Below are 14668 nucleotides of genomic sequence, written 5' to 3' on the forward strand. Positions count from 1 at the left end.
CTGCCCAGCTCCTTTCTCATCCTTTAAAAGAAGGTCACCTGGCTGCTCTCGGGCAGGCCCGCCATGGCGCCCGCCTCCTTGAGCGTCTCGATCACCGCCTTGGACACCCCGCTGCGGGTGTTCACCTCGTCGATCGAGATGTAATCCCCCTGCGCGCCGGCCTCCTGCAGCTGCCTGGCCGCCGCTTCGCCCAGTCCCTTGAGGGAGGTGAAGGGCAGCCGGATCTTCCCGTCCTCGATCTGGTAGCGGGTCGCGTGGGAGAGGTAGAGGTCCACCGGCAGGAAGGAAAACCCGCGCGCGAGCATCTCGTTGATGACCAGCAGCGTTTGGTACTGGTCCTCTTCCTTGACGCTGCGCTCGTTCCCGCGCGATTTGAGCGCCTGCATACGGCGCTTGACTTCGCCCTGCCCGGCGATGGCGGCCGCCGCGTCGAAGTCGCCGCCGCGCACCGTGAAAAAGGCGGCATAGTAGGCGAGCGGCTCGTGCACCTTGTACCACCCCAGCCGGATGGCCGCGATGACGTAGGCGGCGGCATGGGCCTTGGGGAACATGTACTTGATCTTGAAGCAGCTGTCGATGTACCACTGCGGCACCCCGTGCTCCTTCATGGCATTAATGTGCTCCTCGGTCAGGAGCTTTGTCGCCTTGCCCTTTCGGGTGATCTCCATGATCTTGAAGGCCATCTTGGGCTCCAGGCCGTGGTGCAGCAGGTAGACCATGATGTTGTCGCGGGTGCCGATCACCTCGCTGATGGTGCAGGTGCCGCCTTTGATCAGCTCCTGCGCGTTGCCCAGCCACACGTCGGTCCCGTGCGAAAGGCCGGAAATCTGCAAGAGGTCCGAAAAGGTCTTTGGCTGCGATTCCATCAGCATGCCGCGCACGAAGTTGGTGCCCATCTCGGGCAACGAAAGAGTGCCGGTGTTGCAGTCGATCTCCTCCTCGCTCACCCCCAGTGCCTCGGGCGAGGTGAAGAGGGAATACACCTGCCGATCGCTCATCGGCACCGTGAGCACCGGGATCCCGGTCAGGTCCTCCAGGTGCTTATAGAGGGTCGGAACATCGTGTCCGAGGATGTCGAGCTTTAGGATGGTGTCGTGCAGCGAATGGAAGTCGAAGTGGGTGGTGGTGATGATCGAGTCGGCGTCGTCCGCCGGGCGCTGCACCGGGCAGAAGTCATAGACGTCGTAGTCCCCCGGCACGACCACCATGCCGCCCGGGTGCTGGCCGGTGGTGCGCTTGACCCCGGTACAACCCTGGGAGAGGCGCTCGATCTCGGCTTTGTGCAGCACCAGCCCCCGCTCCTCCATATACTTCATCACGAAGCCGAAGGCGGTCTTCTTGGCCACCGTGCTGATGGTGCCGGCCTTGAAGACATGGGTGGTGCCGAACAGCTCCTCGGTGTAACGGTGGGCGTTGGACTGGTACTCGCCGGAAAAGTTGAGGTCGATATCCGGCGCCTTGTCCCCGTCGAACCCGAGGAAGGTCTCGAACGGGATGTCATGCCCGTCCCGGCGCATCTCGGCCCCGCAGTGGGGGCAGTTTTTAGGAGGCAGGTCAAAGCCCGAGCCGACGCTGCCGTCGGTGATGAACTCGGAATATTTGCAGTCGGGGCAGACATAGTGCGGGGCCAGGGGGTCGACCTCGGAGATCCCCGCCATGATGGCGACGAAGGAGGAGCCGACCGATCCGCGCGAGCCGACGAGGTATCCGTGCTCCTCGCTGTCCTTGACCAGCTTCTGCGCGATGATGTAGAGCACCGAAAAGCCATGCTTGATGATCGAGCCGAGCTCGCGGTCCAGCCGGTTCTTCACGATGTCCGGCAGCGGGTCGCCATAGACCTCCTTGGCCCTCGTCCAGCACAGCCTCTGCAGCTCCTCCTCGGCCCCCTCGATCGTCGGGGTATAGGTGCCCATCGGGATCGGGCGCAGGCGCTCGATCCGGTCCGCTATCCTGTTGGTGTTCTCCACCACCACCTCGTAGGCCTTGTCCTCCCCGAGGTAGGAAAACTCCTCGAGCATCTCGTCGGTGGTGCGAAGATATAAGGGTGGCTGCTCACCCGCGTCCTTGAAGCCCTGGCCCGCCATCAAAATCTCGCGGAAGATGGCGTCCTGCGGCTCCAAGAAGTGCACGTCGCAGGTGGCGACCACCGGAATTTTTAGCTTCTCGCCCAGGCGCACGATGGTGCGGTTGAGATCCCGCAGCCCCTCATCGTCCGGCACCCGGCCCTCCCGGACCAGGAAGGCGTTGTTGCAGATCGGTTGGATCTCCAGGTAGTCGTAGAACTTGGCGATGTCGCAAAGCGTCCCCCAGCTCTTCCCGTCCAATATGGCCCTGAAAAGCTCTCCCGCCTCACAGGCCGAGCCGACGAGCAGCCCGTCGCGGTATTTGACGAGCTCGCTTTTGGGGATGCGCGGCTTTTTGAAATAATAATCGATATGCGCCTTGGAGATAAGGGTGTAAAGGTTTTTGAGCCCCATCTGGTTTTGCGCCAGAAGGATCATGTGATAGGGGTACAGCTTCTTGGGGTCCCCGCCGCCGAGGGCGGTGTTGATCTGCCCGATTTCATCGATGCCGTGGCGCTCGGACATGATCCCGCAGAGCTTTAGGAAAATTTCGGCCAGGATATTGGCGTCGTCCACCGCCCGGTGATGGTGGAAGCTGCCGAGTTTAAGTTTCTCCGCCACCGTGTCCAGCTTGTGGTTTTTCATCTCGGGGAAAAGGATGCGGGAGATGGCCACCGTGTCCACCGCCGTAAAGCGGTATGGGAGCTTATGCCGCCCGGCCGCCGCGCGCACGAAGCTGGTGTCGAAGGGGGCGTTGTGCGCCACCAGGATTTTGCTTTCACCGCAGAACTCGTAAAAGGCGCGCAGCGCCTCCTCCTCCTTCGGCGCGTCCTGTACCATCTCGTCGGTGATGCTCGTCAGCTCGGTAATCTTGGCGGGAATCGGACGCTCGGGATTGACAAAGGTGGAGAACCGCTCGGCCACCTCTCCCCCCCGCAGCTTGACCGCGCCGATCTCGGTGATCCGCTCGCTGCCGGCCGAAAGGCCGGTGGTTTCGAGGTCGAAGACGATGATCTCGTCGGCGAAGGCGGCGTTAAACTCCCCCTCGACCGCGCCGGCCATGTCGTTGACAAAATACGCCTCCACCCCGTAGAGGACCTTGAAATCATCTTTAAAGCCCGCCGCGGCGTTCATCGCATCGGGGAAGCCCTGCGCCACCCCGTGGTCGGTGATCGCCACCGCCGGGTGGCCCCATTCGTGGGCGCGCGCCACCAGCTTGGCGGCCGGGGTCATGCCGTCCATCGCGGACATGTTGGTATGTAGATGCAGCTCGACCCGCTTCTTCTTGGCGGCGTCCTGCTTTTTGACCTTGTCCACCTGCACGATATCATAGGGCCGGATGTTGAGCTCCTTGTCGTATTTGTCGAAGCTCACCTCGCCCGAAACCAGCAGGGTGTCCCCCTCCTGGAGCTCCTCGATCGGACCATTTTTACCCTTGTCCATAATGAGCTTAAGCGTGTGCGAGCCGGTATAGTCGGTGATGTCGATGGTGTAGATCACCTTGCTGCCGTCGCGCGTCTCCCGCTTCTCGATGAGGAAGACGTCGCCCCAGACGGCGCAGCGCCCCTCCTCGATCACATCCCGCAGCGGGGTCGGGCGCGCGCGCACCATCTTGCCCATGATCACCCGGGCGCTGTCCGGCAAAAACGGCAGGTCCCCGCAGTCGAACGGCAGGCCGCCGCGCGGCCGGGAGGCCGCGCCGCCGCCCCCTCCACCGCCGGCAGGCCGCTTCGGCGCCTGGAGAGGCACGACGCAGTCGGTCACCGTCTTTTTGTAAAGCTCGCTGTCCGGGTTGATCTCACACTCCCCGCAAAAGGCAATCTCTACGCTCTTGCCGAAGCGCTGGCGGATTTCCCGTTTCAGTTCCCGGTCGCACCCGGCGCTTTGCAGCAGCTGCTCCCCGCCCCGGCGCAGCTCGATATACAGGGTGTCCCCCTCCAGCGAAAAACCCGCCCCGTCTAAAAAGCCGTTGATCGGCAGCCCCTGCCTGCGCAGATCGGCGCAGAGCGCGGGCAGCTGCTCGATCGAAAAAAGCCGCTCCGGGTAGGAGGGCGCAAATATGCAGCCGCCAAGGGACAGGCGCTCCTTGACGGCAGACTGTGCCTGTGCGATCGCCTCGGGGCTGATCAGCGTTTCGCTGTAAATCGCAATCTCGATCGTGCGCTTGCCCCGGTCCACCTCGATCGCCGTCACCTGGCAAGAAAGCAGCTCCTGCGGCAGCGCGCCCTGCACCCAGGGGCCCAAAACTTCTAAGAGATGTGCCAATTTTGACCTCCATCTGCTTTTATATCTTACTCTACAGCTTCTCAATATAGGAGAGCAGCGTCGTCAGAATCTGCTCCTCCGGTACCTTTTCGAGGATTTCTCCCTTCCGAAAGATCAGCCCGCACCCGTCGCCGCAGGCCACTCCGATATCCGCCTCCCTGGCCTCCCCCGGGCCGTTGACCGCGCACCCCATCACCGCCACGGTGATGGGCTTGTCCACCTCCTGCAGCGCCTTCTCCACCTGCTGGGCCAGCGGGATGAGCGCCACCCTGGTGCGCCCGCAGGTCGGGCAGGAAATGAGGTTGACCCCGCCGCGCCGCAGCCCGCAGACGCGCAGGATGTCCTTCGCCGCGGCGATCTCCTCGATCGGGTCGGCGGTCAGCGACACCCGGATGGTGTCCCCGATCCCGTCCAGGAGCAGCGAACCGATCCCGACGGCCGACTTTAAAAGCCCCATGCGGGCGGTGCCCGCCTCGGTCACCCCGAGGTGGAGCGGATAGTCCCTTTTTTCGGCCATCAGCCGGTAACTTTCGATCATCTTATGTACGCTTGATGACTTGATCGAGACCACGATATTGTCATAGTCGCACCGCTCGATCAGCCCGACGTGATAGAGCGCGCTCTCGACGAGCGCTTCAGCGGTCGGGGAACCGTATTTCTCGAGGATCTGCCGCTCGAGCGACCCGGAGTTGACCCCGACGCGGATGGGAATCCCCTTCGCTTTGCAAGCGGACACCACCTGGCGTACCCTCCCCTCGTCCCCGATGTTGCCGGGATTGATCCTGATCTTGTCAGCGCCCGCCGCCACCGCCTCCAGCGCGAGGCGGTAATCAAAGTGGATGTCCGCCACAAAGGGCATATCCACCGCCGACTTGACCGCATCGATCAGCCGCACGGCCTCCCTGTTTTCGATCGCCGCGCGGATGATCTGGCAGCCCGCCCGCTGCAGTGCTTTGGCCTGCTCCACGTTCCCCTTAACGTCCGCGCAGGGAACGTTTAACATCGACTGGATGGTCACCTCGCTGCCGCCCCCGATGGGGACGCCGCCGACCATCACCCGTTTCGTTGTCGCTCGTTTCATCGTCCCGCCCATCCTTTAAAACAGCCGTATTATATCGTTGAAGGTAACCACGATCATCAGCCCGAAGAGCAGTAGCATCCCCGCCGCGTGGATATAGGCCTCGTACTTCTGGGGCACCGGCCGGCGGAAGATCAGCTCGATGAGCAAGAAGACCAGCCGCCCGCCGTCGAGCGCCGGGACCGGCAGGAGGTTGAAGACCCCCACGTTGATGGTGATCAGCGCGATGAGCAGCAGCACCGACTGCGCCCCCATGGTGGCCGCCTGGCCGATGGCGGTGGTCACCCCGACCGGTCCGGAGAGCTGGCTGAGGCCATACCGCCCGGTGATCAAATCGAACAGCGAAACCCAGACCTGGCGCACCGTGCCGCCGGTCCAGTAGAAGGAGTAGAGCGCGACGTTGCGCGCGCTTTTTTCCAGCGCGTAGACCTTGAAGTCCAGCGAGATCAGGTTGGTGCCGTCCTCGGCCTTACGGGTCTCGAACTGCACGCCCGGCAGCTCAAGGCGCTGCCCGTCGCGCAGCACGGTGAAGTCCACCGCCCCGTCGTCGTCGCGCAGCAGCTCGAAGACGATGTCGTTGCCGATATGCACCTTCGCGCCGTTGATGGCGAGGATCCGGTCGTTCACCTGCAGGCTCGAGGAACTGGTCGCCGCCTCGTCGAAGACCGCGATGGTGGAGGAGGAAAGCGCATCCTCCGAGATGGTCAGCCCCAGGATGATGAGGAAGCCCAGCAGGATGTTCATCAAAGCGCCTGCGACCACCACCAGAATCCGCTGCCAAATCTTCTTGCTGCCGAAGGCCCCCGCCTTGTCGCTCTCCTCATCCTCTCCCTCCATCTGCACAAAGCCGCCGATGGGAACCAGGCGAAGCGCATAGGTGGTCTCCCCGCGTTTCATGGACCAGAGCTTCGGTCCCATGCCGAGGGCGAACTCATGCACCGTGATCCCCACGCTCTTGGCCACCAGGAAGTGCCCGAGCTCGTGGATGAAGATGATCAGTCCGAAGGTAATGACGGCGACGACGATCTGAAAAACAAGCTGCAAAAAATCCACCCTTTTCTATCGTTACTTACTGCGAAATTTTCTGATTGACATAGTCCTGCGCGCGCCGCGCGGCTTCGAGCACCTCGTCGAGGGACTCATAGTCCCCCGCGGGTACCTCCTCGAGCGCGCCGCAGACCGCGCGCGCAATCTCCATAAAGCCGATTTTGCGCTCTAAAAAGAGTGCCACGGCCGCCTCGTTGGCGGCGTTGACCACGCAGGGGGAGAGCCCGCCGCGCTTTGCCGCTTCGAGCGCCGCGCCGAGGCAGCGAAAGGTCCCATAGTCCGGCCGCTGGAAGGTGAGCTTCCCCACCTCGAAGAGGTCGAGGGTACCTACCTCGCAGGACAGCCGCCGCGGGAAGGTGAGCGCGTACTGGATCGGGATGGCCATGTCCGGCACCCCGAGCTGGGCCATCACCGCCCCATCGCGGTATTCCACCATCGAGTGGACGACGCTCTCCCGGTGCACGAGGATTTCGATCTGCTCCGGGGCGACGCCGAAGAGCCACATCGCCTCGATGAATTCGAGGCCCTTGTTCATCATCGTCGCGCAGTCCACCGTGATTTTTGCGCCCATCTGCCAATTGGGATGGCGCAGCGCATCCTCGACCATGACGTGTTCGAGCTCCTCAGAGCGCCTGCCGAAAAACGGCCCGCCCGAGGCGGTCAGCAGCAGGCGGCGCACGTCCTTACTATCATTCCCACAAAGGCACTGAAATATCGCCGAATGCTCGCTGTCCACCGGGATGAGCCTGGCGCCGTGCCGGCGCGCGGTCTCCGTCACCAGTCCGCCCGCGGCGACCAGCGTCTCCTTGTTGGCCAGCGCCACGTCCTTGCCCGCCTCGAGCGCCGCGAGGGTCGGGCGCAGGCCCACCATCCCGACCACCGAGTTTAAAACGAGGTCGTTTTCCCCGCCGGCGGCGATTTCGCACATCCCCTCGGTCCCGAGAAGGATTTCGACATTTGTATCCGCCAGGCGGACGCGAAGGTCCCGCCAGGCCTCCTCGTTTGAAACGGACAAAAGCGCGGGGCGAAGGCGGCGCGCCTGCTGCTCGAGCAACGACACGTTGCTTCTCGCCGCCAGCGCGCGCACCCGAAACCCCAGCGCCTCGCACACCTTGATCGCCTGGGTTCCGATCGAGCCGGTGCTGCCCAGGATGCTGATTGTTTTTTGCTCGTTTTCCACTTTGTCCTTCCTCCTCACGCCGCCAGCCCGATGATGGTCAGATAATGCGAGAGCAAAAAGACGGTCGGCATGGTGAACAGGGCGCTGTCGAAGCGGTCCATGATCCCGCCGTGCCCGGGGAAGATGGTGCCGTAATCCTTGAGCCCGCCCTGCCGCTTGATGACCGAAGCGCTCAAATCCCCGAGCATCCCGCTCACCGAGACCAGCGGCATAATCAGCGCCAGCGTACCGTAGTGCACCGCCAGCCGCACACCGAAGAACTGCCCGCAGATCGCGGCATAGCCCCAGAGGATCAGCAGGGTAAAGACCACGCAGACCACAACCCCGCCGATGGCGCCCTCCACCGTTTTTTTCGGGCTGATCTCGGGGGCCAGCTTGTGCCGGCCGAGGAAACGGCCGGTAAAATAGGCCCCGGTGTCGCTCATCCAGGCGCCCGAAAGCGCCACGAGGATCAGCCCCAAAGCGACGGGCCAGCCCTCGCGCTGGCGCAGGTAAACGGTGGTGCTCATCGCGAAGGGGACGGCGAGGGAGACGAAGAAGCAAAAACCGATCTGCTGCGCGCTGACACGGCGGTGCTCACGCAGCAGGATCAAAAAGAGCAGGAATATGTACACCGCCGTCAGGGGGGCCAGCAGGGTCGAGGTCATCCCGTGCGGGATGAAGGGGATGGCGGCCCCGTACAGGCAGCAAACCAGGTTCAGCGAAAGAATCCCCCGGCAGTGAACCGCGCCGAGCAGCTCGTAAAGGGCGAGCGCCGCGATGGCGGCGATCACCAGGTTGAAGAGCCAGGTATCGAAAAAGGCCAGCACCGCGAACAGGATGACCAGACAGACAAAGGAGGTAATGATACGCTGTTTCATGTGAATGTCCATACCTTTCTCAGGAATTGCGCCGGCTTCGGCTTTGCCGAAACGGCGGTTGAGAGACCGCCAAGGTGCAATACCCTGAAGTTTGAAAGATTCCTCTTTCAAACTTTCGTTCCTCTCAAATCGAAATGAAATGTCTCAGCGCCGGGGCCCGGCCGCTCAGCCGATTCCCCCGAAGCGGCGGGAACGCCGCGCGTATTCCAGCACCGCATTGGTAAAGTCCTCTTCGCCAAAATCCGGCCAGAGAATGTCCATAAAGACGAATTCGGCGTAGGCGGACTGCCAGAGCAGGAAGTTGGAAAGGCGCTGCTCCCCGCTCGGGCGGATGACCAAATCGCAGTCCGGCATGCCGGCGGTGTAAAGCCGGTCGGAAAGCGCCTGCTCATCGACCGCCTCGGGATCAATCGCGCCCGCCTTCGCATCCCTTGCCAGCGCGCGCGCCGCGCGCACGATCTCATCGCGCGAGCCATAGTTGAGTGCGATGTTCACCGTGAGCCCGGTATTGTCCGCGCTGCCCTCCTCCACCCGCTTGATCTCGGCTTTCAGCGCGTCGCTTAAGGGGCTCAGGTCCCCCAAAAAGAGGGTGCGGATGTTCTCATCCTTATATTTATACGAGTCGCGCAGGAATTTATGCAGCAGCTCCATCAGCTCGCGCACCTCCTGCTCGGGACGCCGCCAGTTCTCGGTCGAGAAGGCATAAAAGGTGATATACTTTATCCCGCACTCCCGCGCGAAGCGGGCGATCTTCCCGAAGGTGTTCGCCCCCTCGCGGTGTCCCGCGCTGCGCGGCAGCATGCGCTTTTGCGCCCAGCGGCCGTTCCCGTCCATGATGATGCCCACATGCCTTGGCAGCTCGATCCCCTTGAGCCTTTCGAGCAGCGGTTTATAATCCATCAGCCTTTTTCATCCTTCCCATGGCGGCCCGGCGCCCACCAATGGATTGTGGGGCGTATGCCCTACGCCCCACACCGGACCCCGTATCCTTTCCGCTGTTTTTACAGCTCCATGATCTCCTTCTGCTTGGCGGCGACCAGGTTGTCGATCTCCTTGCAGTACTTGTCGGTGAGCTTCTGAATCTGCTCCTCGCCCTGCTTCTGCTCGTCCTCGGTGATCTCGGAGGACTTCTTCATCTCCTTGAGCTTGTCGTTGGCGTCCCGGCGCACGTTGCGCACCGAGACCTTGGCCTCCTCGCCGTATTTGTGCGCCTGCTTGCCGATCTCGCGGCGGCGCTCCTCGGTCAGCGGCGGGAAGGCGAGGCGGATGACGTTGCCGTCGTTGGTCGGGTTGATCCCGATGTCTGAAACCTGGATCGCCTTTTCAATCGCCTTGATCAGGCTCTTGTCCCAGGGCTGGATGACCAGGATCTTGCCCTCCTGCACCGAGACCGCGCCCACCTGCTGTACCGGGGTGGGGGTGCCGTAGTAATCGACCATCACCTTGTCGAGCACCGCCGGGTTGGCGCGCCCCGCCCGGATGGCGGACAGCTCGGAATTGAGCGAATCGACCCTCTTTTGCATTTTGCCTTCAAAGAGCTTTACCTGTTCCTTCATGGGTGATTTTCCCCTTTCGTTATGTTCCAAAGTCCGGGGGTGGCCCCGGTAAATCCTACTGAATCAGCGTGCCGATCTGCTTGCCCTCGATGGCGTCCACGATATTGTCCGGGCTTTGCAGCGAGAAGACCAGCACCGGAATCCCGTTGTCCCGGCACATCGAGGCGGCTGTCATGTCCATCACGCCCAGCTGCCTGCCCAGCACGTCCGAGAAGGTCAAGGTGTCGTACTTGACGGCGTCCGGGAACTTGTGCGGGTCCTTGTCGTAGACCCCGTCCACCATGGTGGCCTTGAAGATGATGTCCGCCTCAATCTCGGCCGCGCGCAGCGAGGAGGTGGTATCGGTTGAGAAGAACGGGTTGCCGGTGCCGCAGCCGAAGACGAGCACCCGCCCCTTCTCCAGGTGGCGCACGGCGCGCGCGCGGATATACGGCTCGGCGATCGCCTGCATGGCGATGGCCGTCTGCACCCGCACATCCAGCCCCTGGGCCTCCAGCCCATCGGCCAGCGCCAGGGCGTTGATGACGGTGGCGAGCATCCCCATGTGGTCGGCGCGGGTGCGGTCCATGTCGCCGCTCTGGCGGCCGCGCCAGAAGTTTCCGCCGCCCACCACGATCGCGATCTCGGCCCCGAGGTCGACGCACTTCTTGATGCTCTTGCAGATATTGACCACGATCTCGTGGTCGATCCCCATCTTTTTCTCGCCGGCGAGCGCCTCGCCGCTGAGCTTGAGCAGTACCCTCCGATAAAGCAGCGCCATCCTTAAATAACCAACCCTTTCCGGAGCGCCCGGGGGCGTCCCGTTTTCTTATATTTTACAATATGGTCCCCGGTATGTAAAGACTAACGGGCGAAAATTCCCCCTAGCGGCGCATAATGCGCGCCGCCATCACCATCCCGACGACCGCCACCGCCGCCCCTGACAGGGCCAGGCTGACGGCCGCGACCAAATCACAGACCTTCCCGCGATAAGTCGGCAACACCAACAAGATCATCCTTTCCCGCACAGGCGTTTAATACGAAGCGCTCGATCGCGCCGGCGGCCCCGTCCTTATCACAAGCCGCGGTGACATAGTCAGCCGCCTGCAGCGCCTCTTTGGTGGCGTTGCCCATCGCCACCCCGATCCCGGCCAGACGCAGCATCCCGGCGTCGTTGTGGTTGTCCCCCAGCGCCAGCACCTCGCCCGGGTCGATCTTTAAGATTCCGCACAGGGCGCGCAGCCCCTGCGCCTTGCCCGAGCCGGCGGCCGCCAGCTCGAGGTTGTTTTCCATCGAGGTGGTGACGTAAAGCCCGCCGAGCGCCTCGAGCTCCCGCCAGGCCAGCCTGCGCTGCTCCTGGCTGCTGAAGGAGAGGTATATCTTCGCCGCGGGCTGATTAAGGCGCCGCAAAAAGCCGGACAGGCCGTCCACCGGCTCGACGCAGGCGAAAATGCTCTCGAAAAAGTCATCCCGCACCCCGAAGTCGGACATGCGCTGCATCTCCTCGCGCTCGCTGTAGCTGCGCCCGTCCTCCATCGTCACCTCGGCAAAGGTGTGCCTGTTTTTCACAACCGACATGACCCGCCCGAGCAGCTGCGGAGAAATGCAGTTCCCCCATAAGACCTCCCGCTCCCGGGTCATCACGGCGGCGCCGTTGGCGGTCACCAGATACTCTGCCTCGGGCAGCTGGCACAAAACCTGCGAAAGCTCACTGAAAATGCGCCCGGTGGCCGGTACGATCCGCACCCCCAGGCGCGCCGCCGCAGAGATGGCCCGCAGGGTGGCGGGCGAGATGGTATTTTGTTCGCAAAGCAGCGTCCCGTCCAGGTCCGCCGCGATCATCCTGATTGGCAAAAACAGCTCCCCTTTCTAGTCCATGAACAGATGGCGGCGCGAGTGCATGTAGACGCTGAGCACCACCCCGATCCCGAGATAGAGCGCCGCCGCCGAGGTGCCGCCCGCCGAAAAGAAGGGCAGCGTCACCCCGATGACCGGCAGCATGCTCAGGCACATGCCGATGTTGAGAATCGACTGGAAGGCGATCATCGCAAAAATGCCGATGCAGATATACCGCCCCAGGTCGTCCTGCGCCAGGTGGCTGGTCCAGAGGATGCGCGAGCAGATCCCCAGCAGCAGAAGGATGACGATCAGGCAGCCGACAAAGCCCATCGCCTCGCCCAAAAAGGCGAAGATGAAGTCGTTGCGCATAGCGGGCACGTACCGGTGCTCGCCGCCAAAAAGCCCGGTGCCCAGCAGCTGCCCCGAGCCGATTGAGAGCAGGCCGTGCCACTGCTGGTAGCCGATCCCCGACGGGTCGAGGTTCCCGGTCACAATCATTTCGATCCGCTGGCGCTGGTCCTCGTTCATCACATAGATCCAGACCAGCGGCGCCGCCGCCGCGAGCGCCGCCGCCGCCCCGAGCAGGTAGCGCCAGCTCAGCCCCGCGACAAAGATCATGGATAAAAAGATAAAGGCGAAAACCATCGCGGTGCCGTCGTCCCCCTGCAGATGGACCAGCAGCACCGGCAGCGCGGCGTGCGCGCCGAGCAGCAGGACGTTGCGCAGGGAATTTATCTCCTCCTTGACCACGCTCAGATGGAACGCAAAGGTGATGACGAAGGAAATCTTGAGCACCTCCGCGGGCTGGAAGGACAGCCCCAACGGCAAGGAAATCCAGGCCTTGTCGTCCGCCTCGCCCACCGTGATGCCGATGAAAAAGGTCAGCACAACAAGCGCCACGCACAGCGGCGCGTGGATTTTCCAAAGCTTTGCCATGGTGTGGTAGTCGAGCTTCGAGAGCAGCATGGCCACGCACACCCCAGCCCCCGAGGCGGCCAGCTGTACCAGCGCGGTCTTGTAGGGCAGCCCCGAGGTGTCCACATAGCCCGAACGGGCCATCGCCGCCAGGGCCGCCACGCTGATCCCCGACGCCGCCAGGCAGAAGACGATCAGGATAATATCGGTATGCCGCAGATAGTCCGCGGCGAAGTGCAATAACTTTTTCATTCGGCCCCTTTCCCGAAAACATAGGATCGACATCGCTGTGTATCATCGGCCATCGCCGTAGGCGGGCCATAAAAATGTAATAATAGCCGCTCTGTGGCTATTATAGCCTGTCCAACCGGCTTATTCAAGTCAAAGCGCGGCGAGAAAAGGAATATTCAAAAAATGTTTATTTCCCTTTAACCCCTCTGTAAAGGGCTCCACCCCGATTTGCCGTTTCAGGATAAAAACCGGCCGGGGCCCGCAGTTTATGCGGGCCCCGGCCGGCTGGTATCAAAGCGCAGACAATGGGAAGGCTAAGCTTATTCCTGGTGGCCCGGGATCTCCCCGTGGCGCCTCTCGTCCTGCAATTTCGCGTTGGTTTTGTCCTTGGAGAGCGGGATGTCGTATATTTCAGCGTAGGAATCGATCTGCGCCTCGTCGGTCGGGGCGCTGGGGATCAGTCCGGTGCACTCGGTCGAGGACATCACGGTGAAGCTTTCGTCGAAAAGCTCGTCGTCATCCTGCGCATCGTAAGGGCGGGTACCGCGCGGTTTATCCATAAAAATTGCTCCTTTCTTTTTTGATTAGTGTTCCACGCGGCACAGCGATCATCCGAACAAGGAGCAGACAAAATTTTTGAAATTTGTTATAATGATGGCAAAAGGGGGCGGTGGCATTGTCAAAGGTGGTACTGATCACCGGCGCATCCCGCGGGATCGGGCTGGCCTGCGCGCGGGCCTTCGGTGCGGCGGGATACCGCGTGGCGATCAATTATAACCAGAGCGCGGCGCGCGCCGAGGCGCTGGCGCGCGAGCTGATCGCGGGCGGGTGCGATGCGATCGCGGTGCAGGCGGACGTGTCCGAGCGCGCGCAGGTCGAGCGGATGGTGCGGCAGATAAACCTCGATTTCGGCCGGGTGGACGTGCTGGTCAACAACGCCGGGATCGCGCAGCAAAAGCTCTTTTGCAGCATATCGCCCGCCGAGTGGCGTCGGATGTTCGCCGTCACCGTGGACGGGGCCTATCACTGCTGCCAGTGCGTGCTGCCCGGCATGATCGCGCGTCAGCAGGGGAAGATCGTCAACGTTTCCTCGATCTGGGGAATCGCTGGGGCTTCCTGCGAGGTGCACTATTCGGCGGCCAAGGCGGCGCTCATCGGGATGACCAAGGCGCTGGCCAAGGAGCTGGGGCCGAGCGGGATCACCGTCAACTGCGTCGCGCCCGGAGTGGTGGATACCGAAATGAACCAGGGCCTTGACGAATACACCCGCGCCGCGCTGCGCGAGGAGACGCCGCTCGGGGTGATCGGCTCCCCGCAGGACATCGCGAGCGCCGTGCTCTTTCTGGCGAGCGAGGGGGCGGACTTCATCACCGGGCAGGTGCTCAGCCCGAACGGAGGGTTTGTGATTTAAAGGGAAGATCAGATAATCAGCATGAAAACGGAGCGATTCGCGCAAAGGGCGGGAGAACCCCTCTTGGGGTTCTCCCGCCAAACCGTCCACTGGACGGTTTGATTCCCCTTTCTTACGTTTTATGAGGGCTTCTCGCCCTCAAACTCCTCGCCAAGGGGGCGTCGCCATTGCGCTGTTCGCTCCCTTAGGAACCCGATTCATTGCCGGGATTCTGCGTGCATTCTTTGAGCAACAGAGTTTTTCG

Annotated in this window: 12 protein-coding genes; 1 reads left to right on the forward strand and 11 read right to left on the reverse strand. The window is 62.4% G+C overall.

What is annotated here, in order from left to right; genetic code table 11:
* Positions 1–23: 23 nt before the first annotated feature.
* The 11 genes from B5477_RS11315 to B5477_RS11365 form a co-directional block, all read right to left on the reverse strand.
* Complete coding sequence (locus tag B5477_RS11315) at positions 24–4328, reverse strand: PolC-type DNA polymerase III (protein WP_079699784.1); 4305 nt, start codon at positions 4326–4328, stop codon at positions 24–26.
* 31 nt (positions 4329–4359) lie between these two features.
* Positions 4360–5409, reverse strand: coding sequence for a flavodoxin-dependent (E)-4-hydroxy-3-methylbut-2-enyl-diphosphate synthase (gene ispG / locus B5477_RS11320; RefSeq protein ID WP_117508121.1), 1050 nt, complete (start codon positions 5407–5409; stop codon positions 4360–4362).
* Positions 5410–5424: 15 nt separating this feature from the next.
* Positions 5425–6450 (reverse strand): M50 family metallopeptidase, encoded by a 1026-nt coding sequence (locus tag B5477_RS11325; protein ID WP_181966742.1) that lies wholly within the window; start codon positions 6448–6450, stop codon positions 5425–5427.
* Between the two features lie 25 nt (positions 6451–6475).
* Entirely contained in the window at positions 6476–7633 is a 1158-nt protein-coding gene (locus tag B5477_RS11330; RefSeq protein ID WP_079699787.1) for a 1-deoxy-D-xylulose-5-phosphate reductoisomerase, read from the reverse strand.
* A 14-nt stretch (positions 7634–7647) separates the two neighbouring features.
* Positions 7648–8493 carry a phosphatidate cytidylyltransferase gene (locus B5477_RS11335; RefSeq protein ID WP_159449018.1) on the reverse strand — a complete coding sequence of 282 codons (846 nt, stop codon included), beginning with the start codon at positions 8491–8493 and terminating at the stop codon, positions 7648–7650.
* Between the two features lie 165 nt (positions 8494–8658).
* Entirely contained in the window at positions 8659–9393 is a 735-nt protein-coding gene (locus B5477_RS11340) for an isoprenyl transferase (RefSeq protein WP_079699789.1), read from the reverse strand.
* A 101-nt stretch (positions 9394–9494) separates the two neighbouring features.
* Positions 9495–10049, reverse strand: coding sequence for a ribosome recycling factor (gene frr, locus B5477_RS11345; protein WP_079699790.1), 555 nt, complete (start codon positions 10047–10049; stop codon positions 9495–9497).
* 55 nt (positions 10050–10104) lie between these two features.
* On the reverse strand, positions 10105–10809 hold the full coding sequence (gene pyrH, locus B5477_RS11350) for a UMP kinase (protein WP_079699791.1): 705 nt from the start codon (positions 10807–10809) through the stop codon (positions 10105–10107).
* Between the two features lie 191 nt (positions 10810–11000).
* A complete protein-coding gene (locus tag B5477_RS11355; RefSeq protein WP_143533593.1) occupies positions 11001–11882 on the reverse strand; it encodes a Cof-type HAD-IIB family hydrolase in 882 nt (293 codons plus the stop codon).
* Positions 11883–11897: 15 nt separating this feature from the next.
* Entirely contained in the window at positions 11898–13034 is a 1137-nt protein-coding gene (locus tag B5477_RS11360) for an FtsW/RodA/SpoVE family cell cycle protein (RefSeq protein WP_159449019.1), read from the reverse strand.
* A 299-nt stretch (positions 13035–13333) separates the two neighbouring features.
* Positions 13334–13573: a hypothetical protein gene (locus tag B5477_RS11365; RefSeq protein WP_079699794.1), complete on the reverse strand. Its 240-nt coding sequence runs from the start codon at positions 13571–13573 to the stop codon at positions 13334–13336.
* A 110-nt stretch (positions 13574–13683) separates the two neighbouring features.
* On the opposite strand from B5477_RS11365, the gene ymfI reads away from it, so the two are divergent.
* The gene (ymfI, locus tag B5477_RS11370) at positions 13684–14424 is read left to right on the forward strand and encodes an elongation factor P 5-aminopentanone reductase (RefSeq protein WP_117508123.1); all 741 of its coding nucleotides are present in this window, start codon (positions 13684–13686) and stop codon (positions 14422–14424) included.
* The last annotated feature ends 244 nt before the right edge of the window (positions 14425–14668 follow it).

This window comes from Provencibacterium massiliense (genome assembly GCF_900169495.1).
GTDB lineage: Bacteria > Bacillota > Clostridia > Oscillospirales > Ruminococcaceae > Harryflintia > Harryflintia acetispora.

Bases quoted from the DNA above. Each gene is read 5' to 3' on its own strand.
- ispG (WP_117508121.1), bottom strand. From the start codon at position 5,409: ATGAAACGAGCGACAACGAAACGGGTGATGGTCGGCGGCGTCCCCATC.
- B5477_RS11335 (WP_159449018.1), bottom strand. From the start codon at position 8,493: ATGAAACAGCGTATCATTACCTCCTTTGTCTGTCTGGTCATCCTGTTC.
- B5477_RS11340 (WP_079699789.1), bottom strand. From the start codon at position 9,393: ATGGATTATAAACCGCTGCTCGAAAGGCTCAAGGGGATCGAGCTGCCA.
- frr (WP_079699790.1), bottom strand. From the start codon at position 10,049: ATGAAGGAACAGGTAAAGCTCTTTGAAGGCAAAATGCAAAAGAGGGTC.
- pyrH (WP_079699791.1), bottom strand. From the start codon at position 10,809: ATGGCGCTGCTTTATCGGAGGGTACTGCTCAAGCTCAGCGGCGAGGCG.
- B5477_RS11360 (WP_159449019.1), bottom strand. From the start codon at position 13,034: ATGAAAAAGTTATTGCACTTCGCCGCGGACTATCTGCGGCATACCGAT.
- B5477_RS11365 (WP_079699794.1), bottom strand. From the start codon at position 13,573: ATGGATAAACCGCGCGGTACCCGCCCTTACGATGCGCAGGATGACGAC.